18 protein-coding genes and 1 tRNA gene are annotated in these 17251 nt (G+C 63.8%); 12 read left to right on the top strand and 7 right to left on the bottom strand.

Annotated features, from left to right (window positions below):
- The first annotated feature begins 85 nt into the window (after window positions 1-85).
- On the top strand, window positions 86-349 hold the full coding sequence (locus ACFQJC_RS12900) for an HAH_0734 family protein (RefSeq protein ID WP_390224106.1): 264 nt from the start codon (window positions 86-88) through the stop codon (window positions 347-349).
- On the opposite strand, the gene ACFQJC_RS12895 is transcribed toward ACFQJC_RS12900, so the two are convergent.
- Window positions 346-2682, bottom strand: a complete 2337-nt coding sequence (locus ACFQJC_RS12895; protein WP_390224104.1) for a DUF2298 domain-containing protein — start codon at window positions 2680-2682, stop codon at window positions 346-348. The two genes, ACFQJC_RS12900 and ACFQJC_RS12895, sit on opposite strands and share 4 nt — an antisense overlap.
- A gap of 92 nt (window positions 2683-2774) precedes the next feature.
- On the opposite strand from ACFQJC_RS12895, the gene ACFQJC_RS12890 reads away from it, so the two are divergent.
- The 3 genes from ACFQJC_RS12890 (at window position 2775) to ACFQJC_RS12880 (ending at window position 4152) form a co-directional block, all read left to right on the top strand.
- A complete protein-coding gene (locus ACFQJC_RS12890) occupies window positions 2775-3557 on the top strand; it encodes a glycosyltransferase (RefSeq protein ID WP_390224102.1) in 783 nt (260 codons plus the stop codon).
- Window positions 3550-4017 (top strand): GtrA family protein, encoded by a 468-nt coding sequence (locus ACFQJC_RS12885; protein WP_390224100.1) that lies wholly within the window; start codon window positions 3550-3552, stop codon window positions 4015-4017. Before ACFQJC_RS12890 ends, ACFQJC_RS12885 begins: the two co-directional genes overlap by 8 nt.
- Window positions 4018-4077: 60 nt before the next feature.
- A tRNA-Met gene (locus tag ACFQJC_RS12880) sits at window positions 4078-4152 on the top strand.
- 359 nt (window positions 4153-4511) lie between these two features.
- Here ACFQJC_RS12880 and ACFQJC_RS12875 read toward each other — a convergent pair.
- Window positions 4512-5108 (bottom strand): hypothetical protein, encoded by a 597-nt coding sequence (locus ACFQJC_RS12875; protein WP_390224098.1) that lies wholly within the window; start codon window positions 5106-5108, stop codon window positions 4512-4514.
- 321 nt (window positions 5109-5429) lie between these two features.
- Here ACFQJC_RS12875 and ACFQJC_RS12870 point away from each other — a divergent pair, with 321 nt between their 5' ends.
- Both ACFQJC_RS12870 and ACFQJC_RS12865 read left to right on the top strand, forming a co-directional pair.
- A complete protein-coding gene (locus ACFQJC_RS12870; RefSeq protein WP_390224097.1) occupies window positions 5430-6041 on the top strand; it encodes an alpha/beta hydrolase in 612 nt (203 codons plus the stop codon).
- Between the two features lie 78 nt (window positions 6042-6119).
- Window positions 6120-6536: a Rieske (2Fe-2S) protein gene (locus ACFQJC_RS12865; RefSeq protein ID WP_390224095.1), complete on the top strand. Its 417-nt coding sequence runs from the start codon at window positions 6120-6122 to the stop codon at window positions 6534-6536.
- Here ACFQJC_RS12865 and ACFQJC_RS12860 read toward each other — a convergent pair whose 3' ends face one another.
- Genes ACFQJC_RS12860 through ACFQJC_RS12840 form a run of 5 tightly spaced genes read right to left on the bottom strand, consistent with a single transcriptional unit; the run spans window position 6537 to window position 11131 of the window.
- Window positions 6537-7412 carry an aminotransferase class IV gene (locus ACFQJC_RS12860; protein ID WP_390224093.1) on the bottom strand — a complete coding sequence of 292 codons (876 nt, stop codon included), beginning with the start codon at window positions 7410-7412 and terminating at the stop codon, window positions 6537-6539. It lies immediately after the preceding gene.
- Window positions 7409-8110 (bottom strand): anthranilate synthase component II, encoded by a 702-nt coding sequence (locus tag ACFQJC_RS12855; protein WP_390224092.1) that lies wholly within the window; start codon window positions 8108-8110, stop codon window positions 7409-7411. Before ACFQJC_RS12855 ends, ACFQJC_RS12860 begins: the two co-directional genes overlap by 4 nt.
- Window positions 8110-9612, bottom strand: coding sequence for an aminodeoxychorismate synthase, component I (pabB, locus tag ACFQJC_RS12850; protein WP_390224090.1), 1503 nt, complete (start codon window positions 9610-9612; stop codon window positions 8110-8112). The genes ACFQJC_RS12855 and pabB overlap by 1 nt, the downstream gene beginning before the upstream one ends.
- Before the next feature lie 54 nt (window positions 9613-9666).
- Window positions 9667-10278, bottom strand: a complete 612-nt coding sequence (locus ACFQJC_RS12845; protein WP_390224088.1) for a helix-hairpin-helix domain-containing protein — start codon at window positions 10276-10278, stop codon at window positions 9667-9669.
- A gap of 46 nt (window positions 10279-10324) precedes the next feature.
- Window positions 10325-11131, bottom strand: a complete 807-nt coding sequence (locus tag ACFQJC_RS12840; RefSeq protein WP_390224086.1) for a shikimate dehydrogenase — start codon at window positions 11129-11131, stop codon at window positions 10325-10327.
- A 150-nt stretch (window positions 11132-11281) separates the two neighbouring features.
- Between ACFQJC_RS12840 and ACFQJC_RS12835 the strand changes: the two genes are divergently transcribed.
- The 6 genes from ACFQJC_RS12835 (at window position 11282) to ACFQJC_RS12810 (ending at window position 17223) form a co-directional block, all read left to right on the top strand.
- Window positions 11282-12253, top strand: a complete 972-nt coding sequence (locus ACFQJC_RS12835) for a calcium/sodium antiporter (protein ID WP_390224084.1) — start codon at window positions 11282-11284, stop codon at window positions 12251-12253.
- A 147-nt stretch (window positions 12254-12400) separates the two neighbouring features.
- Window positions 12401-13753, top strand: a complete 1353-nt coding sequence (locus tag ACFQJC_RS12830) for a sodium:calcium antiporter (RefSeq protein WP_390224082.1) — start codon at window positions 12401-12403, stop codon at window positions 13751-13753.
- Window positions 13754-13836: 83 nt separating this feature from the next.
- Window positions 13837-15156 carry a D-aminoacyl-tRNA deacylase gene (locus ACFQJC_RS12825; RefSeq protein WP_390224080.1) on the top strand — a complete coding sequence of 440 codons (1320 nt, stop codon included), beginning with the start codon at window positions 13837-13839 and terminating at the stop codon, window positions 15154-15156.
- 155 nt (window positions 15157-15311) lie between these two features.
- Window positions 15312-16445, top strand: coding sequence for a cell division protein FtsZ (gene ftsZ, locus ACFQJC_RS12820; RefSeq protein WP_390224078.1), 1134 nt, complete (start codon window positions 15312-15314; stop codon window positions 16443-16445).
- 150 nt (window positions 16446-16595) lie between these two features.
- A complete protein-coding gene (locus tag ACFQJC_RS12815; protein WP_390224076.1) occupies window positions 16596-16769 on the top strand; it encodes a protein translocase SEC61 complex subunit gamma in 174 nt (57 codons plus the stop codon).
- 1 nt (window position 16770) lies between these two features.
- Window positions 16771-17223: a transcription elongation factor Spt5 gene (locus ACFQJC_RS12810; RefSeq protein WP_390224074.1), complete on the top strand. Its 453-nt coding sequence runs from the start codon at window positions 16771-16773 to the stop codon at window positions 17221-17223.
- Window positions 17224-17251 lie beyond the last annotated feature (28 nt).

The following is a 17251-nucleotide window of genomic DNA, read 5'->3' as shown; positions in this document are numbered from 1 at the left end:
TTCGGTGTATGTCAACGTCCCGCATTACCGCCGAGGGAAACCCAAAGCCGAAGCGATTAAGCGAGGTGTGTACTAACTCGGGCGCATGAAGAAGCTCATCATCCACGGGGACCCCGGCGTGCGGCGCGATGGCGTCATCGAATACGACGGTGAGGAGTACGTGCTGTTCGCCATCGACAAACAGGGCGAGTGGCACGGTCCGGACCGCGTCCAACTGTGGTGCACCGTGGGCAGCGAAGACGAGCGCGAAGCCTTCGAAAAGCGTGAGTTCGTCCCGCACTGGCTGGAAACCGAAGGCGTCGATGCCGAAGCGGTCGAAGTCGTGCGCAAGAGCGGCGCGAGCGCCTAGAGCGCGTCTGCTTCTACTTCGTACACCACGACCGACCCCGAGCGGTGCACCTCTGTGAGCCACGGCACGTCCGTCTCGATGTCGCCGTAGCGAGCCTTCTCGCCGGGACCGACCCACACGTACTGCACGTCGTATTTCTCGATGAGTTCCCGTCGCGTCGCGTCGTCGCCGACGTACATCGCGTCCACGTCGCGCACGCGGTCGTAGTACGCGTCGGGGCCGCGGTAGCCGACTTCGTGTGCCCACCCCGCGACGGTCGGAATCCCCGTCAGACTCGATTCGGGGTTCGCGCGCCACGAGTACATGACGTACTCTCGTTGGTCGTCAACCGTCGCCGACCACTTCGTCCCCGGCGCGGTGAGAATCGTCGGGTTGCCCTCGACTTCGGCGTCGAGCCAGTCGATTGCCGTCGCCTCGTCGCCGTGCCACCATTCTGCAAAGGCCGTCGCATCGAGCGTCATCTCCTCGCGCGGCGACTGCGTGTGGTCGGTGACGGCGAGCGTGCCGTAGACCGACGTGGAGGCGACGAGGAGGACGACCACGACCACCGCAATCGTGTGGAGCGCGCGCGACGGAATCCGCAGGTCGAAGCGCGGAACCGAGAAGTCGGCCTTCGCGGCCGCGTCGTGGACGAGCGTGGCGAGCACGGGACCCATCGCCGCGCCCCACAGCACCCACACCTGCATGTACGTCTTGAACACCGTGTTCATCCGACCCGGTCCCGCCTGCTCGTTCACGTAGATGAGTTCGACGAGCGTGACCAGACCCGCGCCGGCGACGATGAGCACCGTCTCGAAACGCGGGTTCTCGCGTGCGCGAAGGACGACCCATCCGACGACGATGAACGGAATCACCAGCGCGAGCGCCGAGAACGACTGGAGCGCGGCGACGACGGCGACGACGAAGACGCCGAGACCGACCCGGAGCGAATCCTTGCTCCCGAGTTGGCTCGCGTAGTGGAGCGCGAACGCCGAGAGGAACGCGCCGTGGACGAGAAACAGCACGCCGAAGCCGCTTCGATTCGTAGGAAGGAGAATCTCGACGGTCCGCTCGCTCCCGCTCCCGGCGACGGTTCCGAGGAGGAACGGACTCGCCAGCAGGAGGGCAACAGCGCCCGCGACACCGACGAGCACCGTCGTCCCGAGGAGCCTCGACGCCTCGGAGGCGACCGGGTTGTCTTCGAACCGTCCGGCGACACGGGACGTGAACACGGTCCACGGACGCGCGGGCGCGAAGACGACACCGAGGAAGAGCACGCCGAACACCGAGGGGAAGCTCCACGTATCGACGACGAACTGGAACGCGCCGAGGAGAATCGTGGCGACGACGAGCAGGCGTCGTTCCCACACCGCCGTCTCCGGCGTTCGGAAGTACGCGAGCGTGAACCCCGCCGCGAGCAAGAGGAACGGCGTGCCCATCATGTGGGCGTGTAAGTCGCCGTTCAGCCACGCGAAGAGCGGGAACTCGTTGATAGTGCCGGGAATCACCCGACTCGCGCGCCAGTAGGAGAACTCGGCAGCGGAGGCGAGCACCTGCTCGGTGGTGTACTGGGTGTGGTCGGCGACTGCCTGCACGAGCGGTTGCTTGAGGCTCTCAGGGAGGACGCCGAGCGCGAAGCGACCGGCGGTCGCAAGGTTGCTGGCGAAACCGACGAAGAACGCCGCGAGCAACCCGCCGAGACGGCCGTTCGCGCCCCGAATGACCGACATCGACCGACCAAGCTCGTACGCGCCGGTGACGAGAATCCCGAAGAAACCGGCGAGCGCGAGGTTGTACGCGAACTCCGGGGTCGTTCCCGTGAGCCACGCGAGGACGATGGCGACGAGGTGGCCGCCGAAGTAGTACTTGATTGGCTCGCCGGCGAACCACATGTCTTCTGGCGGGAGCACGGCCGCACGCGAGAGCGACTTGAGAAGCCCGAAGTCGAGGAACTTCTCGCCGCCGCCGGCGTGAACCGCCGGGTCGAGCGCGCGAAGCATCACTGCGAAGAGGAACGCGATGGCGAAGACGACGGCCGCCTCAGCGAGTGCACGGCGGTCGATTTCGAGGTCGGATGCGAGTCGGACCGTTCCCGCTCGCAGCGCGTCGAGGTCGAGGCCGGCGAGCGCCGACACGCCGACGAGTAGCGGGACGCCGACCAGCAGTGTGACCGGACCGAAGACGAAGTGGCCGACGTAGTAGATTGGGAGGGCGAGCGCGACGAAGACGACGGGGAGCGTGAAGCCGGGGGCGTTTCCGGGGAGGCGACGGAACAGGCGAGTAGAGAGGGGCAACCCGACCACCCAGAGGGCCGCGAACACGACCAACCACCGGACCACAAGGGCGTATTCCATCTGTCAAGTGAACGTTCGTGCGGTGCTATACGTGTTATGGATGGTCGGCAACAAGCGGTTGGCTTTTTACTCAGTTTGGAGAATGTCTGTCTATGTCGCAGTCTGTCGGGGTCGTCGTTCCCGCGTATCGACCCGACCCCGAACGTCTCGTCCCCTACGTCCGCGACCTCGTCGAAGCGCTCGACCCGACGGTCGTTCGCGTCGAACTCGACGCGCCGCAGACGGAGACGCTCTCCGCCCTCGATGACCTCCCCGACGTCGCAACCGTGAACGCAGTCGATGCTCGCCGCGGCAAAGGTTCGGCCATCACCGCCGGGTTCGAAGCGCTCGATACCGATATCCTCGCCTTCGCCGACGCCGACGGCAGCACACCTGCATCGTCTATCGCAGACGTCGTCGCGGCCGTCCGCGACGGGTCGGACCTCGCAGTCGGGTCGCGCCGTCATCCGGAGGCGACAGTCGCATCGCACCAGACCATCGCCCGACGACACCTGGGCGACGGTTTCGCGTGGCTCGCTCGCCGACTCCTCGACGTGCCACTCTACGACTACCAGTGCGGCGCGAAGGCCATGAGCGCGGCCGCGTGGGCCGACGTGCGCGCCCACCTCTACGAACCGGGCTTCGCGTGGGACATCGAACTCATCGCCGTCTCGGGTGCGTTCGGCCACCGCGTCGCGGAGGTCCCCGTCGTCTGGGAAGACGCCCCGAACTCGACCGTCTCCCCAATCGAAACGACGTTCAACATGGGTCGCGGACTCCTCCGCTCTCGTCATCGCGCGCGGACGATTCGGAAGGACCGCCTGCACGAACTCATCGCGGCACGGCGGGACCAACACGCCCTCATCGAGGAGTTCGCAGAGGCGACGGATGACTAATCGGCTCAAGACACTCGCCTCGGGCGTCCGATTCGGGAAGTTCGCCTCGGTCGGTCTCGTCGGCGCGGCGTTCGACCTCACGGTGAGTAGTCTACTCATCGTCTTCTTCGGCGTCGTCGGCGAGGTTGCCAAACTCGCCGGTGCCGAGGTGGCGATTATCGTGATGTTTCTCATCAACGACCGCTGGACGTTCGCCGACGCTGGCGCGGCCGGTCTCGCTGCCAAACTCCGACGCTTCTTGAAGTCGAACTTCGTCCGGAGCGGTGGGTTGCTCGTGCAGGTGCTCGTCGTTCGCGGGTTTCGGACGGTTCCGATTTCGATTCCGCTCTTTGGAATCGACCTCTGGCAACTCATCCCGCTGCCCGTCGCAATCGGTGCCTCGATGTTCCTGAACTACGCCGCTGAGACCCTCTTTACGTGGCGGGTTGGAACCCATTCGGGTCAGGAAGAGTCACGGTGAAAATTGACACACGGCGGTCGAAACAGAAGCCTTAACAATAAACGTCGCTTTTGTTGATTCAGCGGGATGGGATAGCCAGGAGATTCCGCCGGGCTCATAACCCGGAGATCGGTAGTTCAAATCTACCTCCCGCTACTTCTCCTGAACTCACAATCCCAAGCGACGCGTTTTATCGCGTCGCTCCGACTTGATTCTGTGAGAATCGTGACGAGGTAGATTAGAACCAGCGAGCAACGCGAAGCGTTGCGAGTGGGGTTCAAATCTACCTCCCGCTATGTTCGTGCTGACCTCAACTCCTGAGCACCGAGTCTCGGCTCGGTGCGACCCACGAGGTCAGCATCATAGTTCGGAGTAATTTGAACTTGGGAGCAATGTGCGACACGAAGTGTCGCAGTAAGACGAACGGCGAAGCCGTGAGTCGCATTGCGACCTGAGTTCAAATCTACCTCCCGCTACTGCTCCTGAAAACTACCCTCCCAAGCGACGAACGCCGCTCAAAGTTCCTCGACGGCGGGCGGTTCGTGCGCCGCGAGTTCGCGCCCAATCGTCACGAGCGCCTCCGGCTTGAGGAACCCCTGTGCGACGATGTCGCCACCGGCGTCGAGTACCGCGTCGCGGAAGTCACGCGCCCACAGGTGTTCGACGAGGAGGGCGGCCGCGGCGGTGTCGTTCGGAAGCGTCTCAATCGTGGCCTCGATATCTTCGAGACCGAGACCGAAGTCGTGCTCGGCGACGGACAACGCACCTTCGAGTGCCCCGAGTGCTGCACCTTCCTCACCGCCCGCACCGTATCCGACGAGACTGCCGACGAGCGCGCCGAACTGCAGGCGTTCTTCGTCTCCCATCTCGGTCTCTTCGTAGGCCACCACGGTTCCTGCTTCGTCTTTGTATATGAAGTCGAGGTCGAGGACTCGAACGAGTCCGAACTCTTGCATAATCCGGACTTCAGATAGTATCTCTCCGGTGAACGTCGGTTCCGAAAACGTGGCGACGAGTAGCTGTATCGGGCCGTACTCCCGAAGTTCGTCGGAGAGCTTGGTTTCGAGCGATTCGCCGGTTGGTTCCTTGTCTCGTGTTTCGTCTGTAGCCATAGTCTCTCCTCGTTTCACACGCCGAGCGAACTCCCGTCGGGAGTGAGTCGAGTCACAGTAGACCACACCGTTCGAACGAACTCAACTCGACGCGGTCACTGTCGTGTTCGCTCGGTGAGATAATAATCGATTTTCACGAACAGAGTGATGCTCTTCTCGCAGTTAGTCTACAGAACCCCGACGAATCGTCTGTCACACACGCTTCGGCCTCTCGGCAGTCGTGAGCGGTTCTGACCGTGGATGAGACCGCTTCTGGCCACTATTTTTCCACACGCCACAGCCGACCGAACCTTTTTCAAGACGATTGTCAATATCAACTCGATGAGGGTTGAGTCGGTCACGCTCGACGTCGGTGGAAAGCGGTATCGTGGGAAAGTCAACAGTGTCGATGGCACTCCCGACGGCGGTGTGCTGGTCGTTCCGGGGGCGGGGCACGGGCCGTTCGGCGACGTGTTCGACCACTTCGCGTCGGCCGCGGCCGAAGAGGGGTACACTGTCGCGCGATTCGAGACGTGGGAGAGTCCGGAAGACGTCGCCGACAAGACCGACTCCGAGTTCGAGGCGGAAGTCGAAGCGGGAATCGACTTGCTTCGGTCTCGCGGCTGTGACGAAGTCGCGGTCGTCGCCAAGAGTTTCGGTGGCCGACTCACGCTCAGGAATCCCCCCGAATCGGCAGACAGGATAGTGCTCTGGGCACCGGCCGTCCGGTTCGGTAACCACGATGGGCCGTCGGTGTCCGCCGAGGAGTTGGCAGCCATCGAGACGCCGGTTCGGATTCTCCAGGGCGACGAAGACGAAGTCGTCTCTCCCGAGAACGCCGCGGCGTTGGCCGAACACCTCTCGAAAGGGTCGTGGGTCCGACTACGCGGGGAGGACCACTCCTTTACCACCGATGAAGCGCGAGTCGTCGAAGAGACGCTCAGATTCCTGTAATCCAGTCCGAACACACCTCGATTTCGGTACGCTCCGCAATCCGAAGCGCATTTTCACCCGCGTTCCAACACTCTGCCAATGACCGACCTCGAACGCATCTGCGCTCTCGACGACGTGCCGGCGGACACGACGTTTCTGTTTCGCGTCCGCGACGACGACGGCGAGGAGCGCGAAGCGATTCTCGTGCGAACGGACGGCGAACTCCGCGGCTGGCTCAACTACTGTATGCACCTGACGCACATCAAAATCGACAAAGGCTCCGGGGCACCCATGCGCAACGGCGAACTCATCTGCGAAAATCACGGCGCGTACTTCGAAGCCGACTCGGGCTACTGCAACTACGGCCCGTGCGAGGGCGCGTACCTCGACGACCTCGACATCGCCGTCGATGGCGACCACGTGTTCCTCGCCGACGAGAAGTTCGAGTTCGCCGGCAAAGGCGGCATCGAGAAGGACCCCGCCGACCGAACGTCGAGTTCGAACGTCGAATTTTAGCTAGTAGTGCCGCGATTCGACGTACTCGTCGTAGAGCCGCGAGAGCAACGTCGTCACCGGACCGCCGCCGACACCGATGCCATCGACCGTCTCGACGGGTCGGGGTTCCCACGTCGAGTTGGTCAAGAACGCCTCGTCGGCCTCGCGCACGTCGTCGGGCGTAAAGCGCCGTTCTCGAATCGGGATGCCCTCGTCGCGGGCTAAATCGAGGACGACACGGCGGGTGATTCCGGGGAGCACCGGCCCGTCCAAACTGGGCGTACAGAGGGCGTCGTCGTGGACGAAAAACAGGTTGCTCGTCGCGCCTTCGGTGACGTAGCCCTCGGCGTCGAGCATGAGAGCCTCGTCGGCCCCCGTGACGCGAAGTTCGAGACGCGCGAGGATGCCGTTGAGGTAGTTGTGGGTCTTCGCCCGCGCGGGAACCGACCGGTCGGGGATGCGCCGCGTCTTGACCGTCTGGACGGTCGCTGGGCCGTCCCACACCGACTCGGACCCGCGTCCACCGCGTTCGAGCGGTTCGACGATGACGACGACTCGGGGTTCGACGACGTCTGCGGGCGTCAACCGTCCCGCTTGGGTCCCGCGCGTAATCGAGAGTCTGACGTAGGCGTCTTCGAGGTCGTTTTCGGCGAGCGTCTCGTCGATGATGGCTCTCAGCTCACCATCACTCTGACCGTGGTCTAAGCCGAGTACGTCGCAGGTCTCGGCGAGTCGCTCGGCGTGGGCACGCCAGTGAAACACCGACCCGCCGTAGGCGCGAAGCGTCTCGAAAGCGGCGTCGCCATAGAGAAACCCGCGGTCGGTGACCGGAATCGACGCCTCGTCGGCCGGGGCGAACTCGCCATCGACGTAGTACCGGAGGCCGTCGTCGCTCACTGTTCACCCCGCGCCGCGGTTGCTGGTCCCGCTCTCGACGCGAGCGCGACGAAGTTTTGCACGATGGTCTTGCCTCCCTCGGTGAGGATGCTTTCGGGGTGGAACTGCACGCCGACGTGGGGTTTCTCGCGGTGGCGAACGCCCATGACGACGTTCTCAGTCTCGTCGTCTCCCGGCGTGCTCACCGTGCGGGCAGTGACGACCAGTTCGTCAGGAACGTCCTCGTCTTCGACCGCCAGCGAGTGGTATCGACCGACCTCGATTCGTCGTGGGAGACCCGAAAAGACACCATTCCCGTCGTGTTCGACGAGCGATGGTTTCCCGTGGACGACTTCTGGTGCGTGGCCGACGGGCGCGCCGAGGGCCGCACACAGCGACTGGTGGCCGAGACAGACGCCGAGCGTCGGATAGTCGAGTTCGGCGAACACCGACATCGAGACGCCCGCGTCGTCGGGGGTGCCGGGACCGGGCGAGACGACGATGCCGTCGGGGTCGAGTTCGCGGATGTCTGCGACCGTCAGCGCGTCGTTTCGGTACACTTCGACCTCCGATTCGTCGCTTGCGCCTTCGTCGCTATCGCCTCCGGCGCTGTCACCGCCGCCACTTTCGCCCGCCTGCGTTTCGACCGCCTCGCCGACGTACTGGACGAGGTTGTAGGCGAAGGAATCGTAGTTGTCGATGACGAGGATTCGCGTCATCACTCGGCCTCCGTCGTCTCCATCGTCAACGCCGCCCGGTCGCCGAGCGCGTCGTCGATTGCGGTGATGAGTGCTCGCCCTTTGGCCAGCGTCTCGTCGTACTCGCTGTTCGGGTCCGAGTCGTGGACGATGCCCGCGCCGACGCGCAGGTGGTACTCGTCGTCGTGGCGGACGAGCGTCCGGATGACGATGTTGCAGACGGCCCGGCCGTCGAAGCCCATTGCGAACATGCTCCCCGTGTACGGGCCGCGCCGGGTGGCTTCGAGTTCGTCGATAATCTCCATCGTCCGGGGTTTCGGCGCACCCGTGATGGTGCCGCCGGGGAACACCGCGGCGATTGCGTCGGCCAGCGACGTGCCGGGTCTGCGTCGGCCTTCGACCAGTGAGACGAGGTGCATTACCTCCGAGTAGCGGTCCACGCGGCGGTACTCGCTCACTTCGACGGTGCCGTACTCGCAGACTTTCCCGAGGTCGTTACGCTCTAAATCGACGAGCATCGCGTGCTCGGCGCGCTCTTTGTCGTCTGTCGTGAGATCGGCTTCGAGTTCGGCGTCCGCCTCGTCGGTGTCGCCTCGGGGGCGCGTTCCCGCGATGGGTTCGGTCTCCAATCGGTCGCCATCGACGCGGAGGAGGAGTTCCGGACTCGCGCTCACGAGGTCGGCACTGGGGAGTTCGAGCAGGCCGGAGTAGGGCGCGGGATTCACCCGGCGAAGGGCGGCATAGGCGTCGATGGGGTGTACCGCGGCGGGGGCGACCAATCGCTGCGAGAGGTTCGCCTGGAACGTGTCGCCGTCGCGGATGTACTGTTTCGCGGCACGAACGCGGTCGGCGAACACGTCGCGGCCGCAGTCGCTCTCGAATCGGGCTTCGTCGGCGGCGACAGGCGCGGTGACTGGGAGCGGGTCGCCATCGACAGCGTCGGCCGCGAGCGCGTCTGCTCGTTCGAGTGCGGCGTCGTACACCGAATCGAGGTCGGCGTCGGCCTCGACGCGCGGGCAACAGGTGATTCGCAGGAGGGCGTCTCCATCGCGGGGTTCTTCCCACGAGGCGACGAGGTCGTACGTCCCGACTTCGAGATTCGGAAGTCCTCGGTCGTCGAGGGCGCTTTCAGGGAGTGATTCGATTTCGCGCGCGACGTCGTAGGAGAGCCACCCGAACAGCCCGCAGGGATACGGTACGTCGCACGCACCGCGAACGAGCGTCTCCTCGCTGGCGAGCGATTCGAGTTCGGAGAGCGTCGGCGACGAGTCGTCGGTGGCCGAGTTCGAACCGGCGTGAAGCGTGACCTCTTCGAGCGGTTCGACACCGAAGGCACCCCACCCGGGTTGGCCGCCGGTCGTCTCGTAGAAGAAGCCCCCAGTCTCCCGTCGTGCGCGCAGATAGGCGTCGAAGGGGTCGGCGACACGAACCCGAACTTCGACGGGAACGCGCGCGCCGTCGGGGGCGTCCGCAGCAGTCGCAGAAAACTCGTCGCGGTCGGTCACGACGGTCGAGACAGTCATTACTCGAACCAGTCCGTCCGAGTGGTAAACGGTTTCGTGACGTATCAGCCCGCGTTATTGCTCGTTCGCGCGGTCGATCCAGCGCTGGACGCGCTTCGGCGAGACGTCGATGTCGTCGCCCACGGCGTCGGCGTCGGCGTCCACGAGGTCCGAGACGGTTTCGATACCGATGTTTTCGAGTCGCTCGGCGTACGCCGGCCCGATGCCGCGAACCGTATCGACAGACGGCGAGTCGGCGGCTTCCGCTTCGGGTTCGGACGCCTCGTCCTCGGTGGACTCTTCGACTTCGTCAGCGTCGGTCTCGGCGTCAGCGTCCTCCGGTTCAGGTTCAACCTCGGATTCTGCTGCGTCTTCGTCGCTTTCGTCGCTCACCGCGTCTTCGGCGACGTCTGCTTCGGCTTCCTCGATGACGACTTCCTCGTCGTCATCGGCCGCTTCTTCTTCAGGCTCGACTGCTTCTTCGTCGGCCGACTCGGTTTCTTCGACTGGCTCTTTGACGGCCGCCTCGGACTCGACGTTCGGTTCCGGCGTCGTCGTCTGTTCTCGGCGCGTGTCGCGCTCGACGGTAACCGTCGCATCCGCGTCACTTCCGTTCGATGCGTCGGACGACGTTCCGCGCCCAAGGAGCGATTTCAAGAGGGATGAGATACTGTCAAGCAAACCCATATGCGTGCACCTATGTGACGGTGTTATTTAAAAGCAAGCGGCCTGCTCAGGCGGTGAGACGGTCACGGAGGGCTTGATTCATCGCATCGATGGGTGCATCGATTCCCGTCCAGTGTTCGAACGCGACTGCGCCCTGCAAGAGGAGCATCCACGCGCCATCGACCGTCACCGCGCCCGCCTCGGCGGCGTCTCGCAGTAGTCGGGTTTCGAGCGGCGCGTACACCGCATCGAGGACGGCGAGATTCGCGTGTAGAAACTCGGCGGAGACCGGCGTCTCGTCAGGCGCTTCCATCCCGACGCTGGTCGCGTTGACGAGTACGTCGGCGTCGCGGATTCTGTCGAGCGTGTCGAGTCCGCCGCCGGTCGCATCCGGGACGACGGCCGCGAGGTCGCGCGCTCTCTCCGCGGTTCGATTGGCGATGTGGACCTGTGCGCCCGCGTCGGCGAGTGCGAAGGCGGCCGCCCGGCCCGCACCGCCCGCACCGACGACTACTGCGCTGGTTCCCGCCAACTCGACACCGTGGTGTTCGAACGCGCGGACGACGCCGGCGGCGTCGGTGTTGTACCCCCTCGGGGTGCCGTCGCCGAACGCGATGGTGTTGACCGCGCCGATGCGCTCGGCCAGCGGGTCGGGTTCCACGAAGTCGAGCACGCCCTGTTTGAACGGAATCGTGACGTTCAGTCCCGACACTCCGAGCGCGTCGGCCCCGTCGATGGCGCGGCCGATGTCGTCTCTCGCGGGTTCGAAGGTGACGTAGCGTGCGTCGATTCCGGTCGCCTCGTAGGCGGCCTCGTGCATCGGTGGCGACAGCGAGTGGCCGACAGGATTGCCGACAAGCCCGTACACATCCATAGCGTGGGTGACCTTCGCCACCGACATAACTCACCCGCCCGCGTCTGATTCCGCCGTTAATGGGTGGTTATCGTCGCCGAAATTGAAGAATAACTGACGACTTTACGGACCGGCGCGCTTTTAGTTCCCGGTAGTTCTACTGCCGCGTACATGCTTACACTCGCAACCGTCCTTTCTTTTGATACCGTCCTCCTCGTGGCCGGTATCGTCGGACTTTATCTCGGTGCGGAAGCGCTGGTCGAAGGCGCTGCGCGACTCGCTATCGGATTAGGATTGCGTGCGGCAATCGTCGGCGTCACTATCGTGGCGTTTGCAACGTCTACCCCCGAACTCTTCGTTGCGGTTCTCAGCGGACTCGGCTACAGTTCTGACCTCGGTCTCGGCGCAATCGTCGGTTCGAACATCGCAAATATCGGTCTCGTCCTCGGTCTCTCGGCGCTTATTCAACCGATGGACGTTTCTTCGACAACGCTCCGTCGCCACATTCCGTTCATGGTCACCGCCGCGGTTGCCGTCGTCGCACTCGGGATGGACGGAAACCTCTCCCCGACCGACGGTGTTGTTCTGTTGGTGATTCTCGTCGCCTTTACTGGGTATCTCATCTATCGCGCCCGTGCAACCCAGAGTGACGTGATGGGTGCCGACGAAATCGACATCGAAGACGAAGAAGAGGTAGCGGCGACGCCCAAGGACGTTCTCTACTTCGTCGTCGGACTGGTTCTGCTCTTCGTCGGGTCGCGCGCCCTCATTCAGGGAGGACAGGGACTCCTCGCGTCGTTCGGGTTCAGTCCTCGCTTTATCGGCCTGACCATCCTGGCTTTCGGTACTTCGTTACCCGAACTCGCCGCTTCGCTCATCAGTGCTGTTCGCGGCGAATCCGAATTCAGCATTGGCAACGTCGTCGGGTCGAACATCTACAACATCGTCGCCGTGTTGTCTATCTTCGCAATCATGGTTCCCGTTCCGGTCTCTTCGAGCACGATTTCGCTCGACTTCCCGGCACTCCTCGTGTTCACCTTCGGTGTTATCGCGTTGATGCTCCACAACCGGAATATCTCGCGCTTCGATGGCGGCATCCTCGTCGGGGGCTACCTCGTCTTCTTCTGGCTGATTCTTCCGTAGGCGGCCCGCGATTTCGGCGGTCTCGGTCGGCCATCGCAGTCTACCAGTCTCGGCAATCACACACCTACTCCGCACCGCTCGAATCCCGTGGCCGGGAGTACTCGAAGCAAAAGAGCTACTGACTTCCCACGCGCTTTTGTAAGCAGCATGGTACGAAGCCGATTGGGTCACCCGCTGGTCGCAGTCTTCGGTGCGGCCCTCCTGACAGCCCCGTGGCTCGGGCTACACACGATTTTCGGTGTCTCCCTTACGACTGGCGTCACCGTCGCACTGAGTGGTATCGCAGTGCTCGGCGCGTCGTTCCTCCTCGCGTGGGGTGCCGAGACCGCAGAAGCGGACGTGCCCCGGGCGTTCGCACTCGCCGTCCTCGCCGTCCTCGCGGTCGCCCCCGAGTACGCGGTGGACGCCCTCTACGCGTGGGAAGCCGGTATCAATCCCGGCACGCCCGAATCGGCCGAGGCGGCGAGCCTCGCCGTCGCAAACATGACCGGCGCGAACCGGATTCTCATCGGCATCGGCTGGTCGGCAATCGCGCTGTTCACCGTCTATCGCGCGAAAGCGACCGGCGACACCGCCGTCGAGAGTCGCGGAAGCTTCCTCTCGTCTGTCGTCAACCTCGACAAAGACATCTCGGTCGAGATTCTGTTCCTCTTCGCGGCGACCCTCTTCGCGTTCTTCGTCCCACTCGGTGGCGGCATCGGCGCGTTCGACATGATCGTGCTCGTCGGCTTGTACGTCGCGTACATCGTCGCGGCGCTGAACGCCCCGCACGAACACGAAGAGAACATCGGGGTCCCCGCGTACCTCCAATCGTACCCCAAACTCAAGCGCATCGCAACGACGCTCACGTTGTTCGTGTTCTCCGGGATGGTCATCCTCGTCGCGGTCGAACCGTTCGCACACGGTCTCGAAGACCTCGGGACGGCGGTCGGCATCCCGCCGTTCTTGATGATTCAGTGGGTCGCACCGCTCGCCAGTGAGAGTCCCGAACTCATCGTCGTCGCGTATCTGGTGAACAAGGCCCGTTCGACCGCTGGCTTCAACGCGCTCATCTCCTCGAAGCTGAACCAGTGGACGCTCCTCATCGGGACGCTCGTGCTCGTCTACAGCCTCTCGCTCGGCTACTACGCACCTCTCCCGCTCGACGTCCACCAACAGGGCGAAATCTGGCTGACCGCGGCACAGAGCTACTTCGCGCTCGCGCTGCTCATCACCTTCTCGCTCAGCGTCCGCGAGGCAATCGCGTTGCTCGTCCTGTTCTTCGCGCAGTTCGTCTACTCGGTCACCGGTATGGTCGTCACGCTCCCGATTCCGGGCGTCGGCATGGTGACTTTCGACGGGCCGACCGCGCTGTTCGGCTTCTCGGTCGTCTACATGGTCCTCGGGACGGTGCTGTTCGTGCTCCGACGCCGCGAACTCGCCGAAGTCGCCCGGTTGTCGGTCCGTCGCATCCGCGGCGACTACGAGCGAGAGGAAGCGACTCCGACAGCGGACGACTGACTTCGCGTCCGACCTCGTTCTCCTATCCCGCCTCGTTCGCCGTTTTCGAATCCCTTTTCGCGCCGCTCGGCGACCCACCAACCGTGATTGGAATCGTCGTCAGCCGAGCCGACAGCGCCTCCGCACACATCGGCGAACAGCTGTTGGACCTCGGCGACTGGACGGAGACGAACGACGACGAACGACCGGACGCCGACGGCGGTGGCACGTTCTACGAGTGTGAGGGCTTCGAACTCCGCGAGTTCGACGACCTCCACATCTACCTCGAAGACCCCACGGCGGCGTTCTCGACAGACCCCGACTTCGTCGCCATCGTCTCGCGCCACGCGGGGGACACTGGACCACTCCTGACCGCGCACTTCACGGGCAACTTCGGGCCTGCGGACTACGGCGGTGAGTCCGGTCGCTTCGCGCGGGCCTGTCCGAACGCCCAGCGGGCCGTCGTCGCCGCCCTCCGCGAGCACGCTCCCGAAGCGTACGAAGTCGGCATCGAAGCGACCCACCACGGCCCGACCGAGATGACCATCCCCTCGATGTTCGTCGAACTCGGGAGCGACGACCCGCAGTGGGAGGACCCCGACGGCGCGCGCGCAGTCGCCAAAGCCGTCCTCGATATCGCCGGTGTCGAACCCGACGCGGACCGTCAACTCGTCGGGTTCGGCGGCGGCCACTACGCGCCGCGCTTCGAGCGCGTGCTCACCGAGACGGACTGGTGTGTGGGCCACATCGGCGCGGATTGGCAACTGAAGGCGATGGGCGACCCCGACGAGAACCGCGACGTGCTCTGTCGGGCGTTCGAGGCCTCGGCGACCGACATCGCGCTCGTCGATGGCGACCGCGACGACCTCGCGGCCGTACTCGACGACATGGGCTACCGCGTCGTCTCGGAGACGTGGGTACGGGAGACGGCGGGTGTCGAACTCGAACGCGTCCGCGACCTCGAAGCCGCGCTCACGAGCGTGGAAAACGGCCTGCGATTCGGTGCGCACGTGTCCGCACCGGACTACGATATCGTGTCGCTCCCGGACGGTCTCCTCGGGGAGGCACAAGGTATCGACCTCGACCGCTCGCTCGACGTCGTCCACGCTTCGACGGTCGCGTTCCAGACGACCGAAGGCGGCACGCGCGCGGTCGGACGCGCGGCAGTTACCGAAGGCGGCTACGACCGACTCGTGACGGAGTTGTGTGACGTGCTCCGCGAGAAATACGACAGTGTGACCCGCGCGGATGGGCGCGTCCTCGCCGAAGTAACTGCGTTCGACCCCGCCGCAGCACACGAGTTAGGCGTCCCGGAAGGACCGAAATTCGGGATGCTCGCTTCTGGACAAGCGGTCGAAATCGACGGTGCGCGCATCATGCCCGCGGACGTCTCGCGCGAGGAGCGTGTGAGCTTCAAACTGTGAGAATCGTGGCGTCCTCCCGACATTAATGTGTGCATAATCGTGCACAATTCGGAAATTCCTCGACTTGCATAACTGAAATTATCTGCCCGCGTCAGACAGATGTCTGACGTGAGGGAGAAAGATAATTAGTCATCCTCCGAAAAGCGTCCACAAATATGGACTCTATCGTCGGTGACGCAATCGATGAGGCCGAGGACATGGGGGATGGGACTCCCGAGGTGGGCGACCCAACCGGTGTCAAACGGTCCGGAACCATGACGGACGACGAACTGAAAGCGGTCCTCAAGGACCTGCAAACGAACATCACGGTCGTCGGGTGTGGCGGTGCTGGTGGGAACACCGTCAACCGAATGCACCAAGAAGGCATCAAGGGCGCAAAGCTCGTCGCCGCCAACACGGACGTACAACACCTGGTGGAGATCGACGCCGATACGAAGATTCTGATGGGCGAAGAGAAGACCCAGGGCCGCGGTGCCGGGTCGCTCCCGCAGGTTGGCGAAGAGGCCGCCATCGAATCCCAAGAGGAGATTTACGACGCGATCGAAGGCTCGGACATGGTGTTCGTGACTGCCGGTCTCGGCGGTGGAACGGGGACTGGCTCCGCACCCGTCGTCGCCAAGGCCGCCCGCGAATCCGGCGCGCTCACCATCTCTATCGTCACGACGCCCTTCACCGCAGAAGGTGAAGTTCGACGCACGAACGCCGAAGCCGGCTTAGAACGTCTCCGAGACGTCTCCGATACGGTCATCGTCGTGCCGAACGACCGCCTCCTCGACGCCGTCGGCAAGCTTCCGGTCCGACAGGCGTTCAAGGTGAGCGACGAAGTGCTCATGCGCTCGGTCAAAGGTATCACCGAACTCATCACGAAACCCGGGCTGGTCAACCTCGACTTCGCCGACGTGAAGACGGTCATGGAACGCGGCGGCGTCGCCATGATCGGTCTCGGCGAGTCCGACTCGGAGTCGAAGGCCCAGGAGTCGGTCAAGTCCGCACTCCGCTCGCCGCTGCTCGACGTGGATATCTCCGGTGCGAACTCCGCGCTCGTCAACGTCACCGGCGGGTCGGACATGAGCATCGAAGAAGCAGAGGGCGTGGTCGAGGAGATTTACGACCGCATCGACCCCGACGCGCGCATCATCTGGGGGACCTCGGTGGACGACGACCTCGAAGGCATGATGCGGACGATGATCGTCGTCACCGGCGTCGAATCGCCGCAAATCTACGGCCGCAACCAACAGATGCAGCAGGCCGCACAGGGTCGTCTCGAGGACATCGACTACGTCGAATAACCCCCGTCCACACCCCACGTCGTTGGCACGTCCGTGCCGCGTCCAGCACGAAGCTTCTCTCTTTCATCGGTTTTGCGGCGACCACTGTTCCCGCGTCCGCTCAGACGCATCAATAGATAGAAAAAGCCCGAAGCCATAGGGCCGACTAACATGGATGTCAAGTACGACCTTACGAGCTACGTGCGGGTGCTGAAACTGGCGAGTACCCCGTCTTGGCAAGAGTTCTCTCAGATTGCGAAGATTGCCGGTGCGGGTATCTTCCTCGTCGGCCTGCTCGGGTTCATCATCTTCGCAGTGATGAGTTTCCTCCCCGGAGGCCTGTGAGATGCCAATCTTCGCCGTAAAGACGACCGCTCGCCAGGAGCGAACGGTCGCGGATATGATCGCAACGAAGCAGTTCGAGGACATTCACGCGGTGCTCTCGCCCGACTCGCTCACGAGTTACGTGATGGTCGAAGCGGAGGACTCCGCAATCGTCTCGCGCGTCCTCGAAGAGATTCCACACGCACGCGGACTCGTCGAGAGTGGCGGCCACGTCGGCACCTCCAGTATGGCCGAAGTCGAGCACTTCCTCTCGCCGACGCCGGACGTGGAGGGTATCGCGGAGGGCGACATCGTCGAACTCATCGCCGGACCGTTCAAGGGTGAGAAAGCGCGTGTCCAACGCATCGACGAGACGAAAGACCAGGTGACCGTCGAACTCTACGAAGCGACGGTTCCGATCCCGGTGACGGTTCGCGGGGACCAGATTCGCGTCCTCGACTCCGAAGAGCGGTAATCTCGTCTCTCTCGTTTCGGCTTTCTCT

This window comes from Haloferax namakaokahaiae, assembly GCF_042663225.1.
Lineage (GTDB): Archaea > Halobacteriota > Halobacteria > Halobacteriales > Haloferacaceae > Haloferax > Haloferax namakaokahaiae.
This window is presented reverse-complemented; position numbering and strand designations above follow the sequence as displayed.

Bases quoted from the DNA above. Each gene is read 5' to 3' on its own strand.
- ACFQJC_RS12900 (WP_390224106.1), top strand. From the start codon at position 86: ATGAAGAAGCTCATCATCCACGGGGACCCCGGCGTGCGGCGCGATGGC.
- ACFQJC_RS12895 (WP_390224104.1), bottom strand. From the start codon at position 2,682: ATGGAATACGCCCTTGTGGTCCGGTGGTTGGTCGTGTTCGCGGCCCTC.
- ACFQJC_RS12890 (WP_390224102.1), top strand. From the start codon at position 2,775: ATGTCGCAGTCTGTCGGGGTCGTCGTTCCCGCGTATCGACCCGACCCC.
- ACFQJC_RS12885 (WP_390224100.1), top strand. From the start codon at position 3,550: ATGACTAATCGGCTCAAGACACTCGCCTCGGGCGTCCGATTCGGGAAG.
- ACFQJC_RS12875 (WP_390224098.1), bottom strand. From the start codon at position 5,108: ATGGCTACAGACGAAACACGAGACAAGGAACCAACCGGCGAATCGCTC.
- ACFQJC_RS12870 (WP_390224097.1), top strand. From the start codon at position 5,430: ATGAGGGTTGAGTCGGTCACGCTCGACGTCGGTGGAAAGCGGTATCGT.
- ACFQJC_RS12865 (WP_390224095.1), top strand. From the start codon at position 6,120: ATGACCGACCTCGAACGCATCTGCGCTCTCGACGACGTGCCGGCGGAC.
- ACFQJC_RS12855 (WP_390224092.1), bottom strand. From the start codon at position 8,110: ATGACGCGAATCCTCGTCATCGACAACTACGATTCCTTCGCCTACAAC.
- pabB (WP_390224090.1), bottom strand. From the start codon at position 9,612: ATGACTGTCTCGACCGTCGTGACCGACCGCGACGAGTTTTCTGCGACT.
- ACFQJC_RS12845 (WP_390224088.1), bottom strand. From the start codon at position 10,278: ATGGGTTTGCTTGACAGTATCTCATCCCTCTTGAAATCGCTCCTTGGG.
- ACFQJC_RS12840 (WP_390224086.1), bottom strand. From the start codon at position 11,131: ATGGATGTGTACGGGCTTGTCGGCAATCCTGTCGGCCACTCGCTGTCG.
- ACFQJC_RS12835 (WP_390224084.1), top strand. From the start codon at position 11,282: ATGCTTACACTCGCAACCGTCCTTTCTTTTGATACCGTCCTCCTCGTG.
- ACFQJC_RS12830 (WP_390224082.1), top strand. From the start codon at position 12,401: ATGGTACGAAGCCGATTGGGTCACCCGCTGGTCGCAGTCTTCGGTGCG.
- ftsZ (WP_390224078.1), top strand. From the start codon at position 15,312: ATGGACTCTATCGTCGGTGACGCAATCGATGAGGCCGAGGACATGGGG.
- ACFQJC_RS12815 (WP_390224076.1), top strand. From the start codon at position 16,596: ATGGATGTCAAGTACGACCTTACGAGCTACGTGCGGGTGCTGAAACTG.
- ACFQJC_RS12810 (WP_390224074.1), top strand. From the start codon at position 16,771: ATGCCAATCTTCGCCGTAAAGACGACCGCTCGCCAGGAGCGAACGGTC.